We start from the raw sequence: 1,060 nt of genomic DNA on the forward strand, positions 1-1,060 counted from the left end.
ACGACACCGACACCAAATACCCCGACGCCCGCATCATCTTCATCGACACCGAAACCTCCAACTGGACCTACGACCCCACCCGCGGCCAGTACTACTGGCACCGCTTCTTCTCCCACCAACCCGACCTCAACTACGACAACCCCCACGTCCAAGACGCCATGCTCGAAAACCTCCGCTTCTGGCTCGACCTCGGCATCGACGGCTTCCGCCTCGACGCCGTCCCCTACCTCTACGCCCGCGAAAACACCAACTGCGAAAACCTCCCCGAAACCCACACCTACCTCAAACGCGTCCGCGCCGAAATCGACCGCCTCTACCCCGACCGCGTCCTCCTCGCCGAAGCCAACCAATGGCCCGCCGACGTCGTCGAATACTTCGGCGACCCCGCGAACGGCGGCGACGAATGCCACATGGCCTTCCACTTCCCCGTCATGCCCCGCATCTTCATGGCCGTCCGCCGCGAACAACGCTACCCCATCTCCGAAATCATGGCCCAAACCCCCAAAATCCCCGACAACTGCCAATGGGGCATCTTCCTCCGCAACCACGACGAACTCACCCTGGAGATGGTCACCGACGAAGAACGCGACTACATGTACACCGAATACGCCAAAGACCCCCGCATGAAAGCCAACATCGGCATCCGCCGCCGCCTCGCACCCCTCCTGGACAACGACCGCAACCAACTCGAACTCTTCACCGCCCTCCTCCTCTCCCTCCCCGGCTCACCCGTCCTGTACTACGGCGACGAAATCGGCATGGGCGACAACATCTGGCTCGGCGACCGCGACGCCGTCCGCACCCCCATGCAATGGACCCCCGACCGCAACGCCGGCTTCTCCGCCTGCGACCCCGCCCGCCTCTACCTCCCCGTCATCATGGACCCCATCTACGGCTACCAAGCCGTCAACGTCGAAGCCCAAGCCAACAACCCCGGATCCCTCCTCCACTGGACCCGCAAAATGATCGAAATCCGCCAACGCCACCCCGTCTTCGGCGTCGGCTCCTACGTCGAACTCTCCGCCTCCAACCCCTCCGTCCTCGCCTTCACCCGCGAGAT

Annotated in this window: 1 protein-coding gene; it reads left to right on the forward strand. The window is 63.5% G+C overall.

The features are described 5' to 3' along the window. Positions 1-1,060, forward strand: a 1,060-nt coding sequence (locus ACH35V_RS42255) for an alpha-amylase family glycosyl hydrolase (protein WP_395980536.1), incomplete at both ends; no start/stop codon positions are given.

It is taken from the genome of Actinomadura sp. 1N219, from assembly GCF_044326405.1.
Classification (GTDB): domain Bacteria; phylum Actinomycetota; class Actinomycetes; order Streptosporangiales; family Streptosporangiaceae; genus Spirillospora.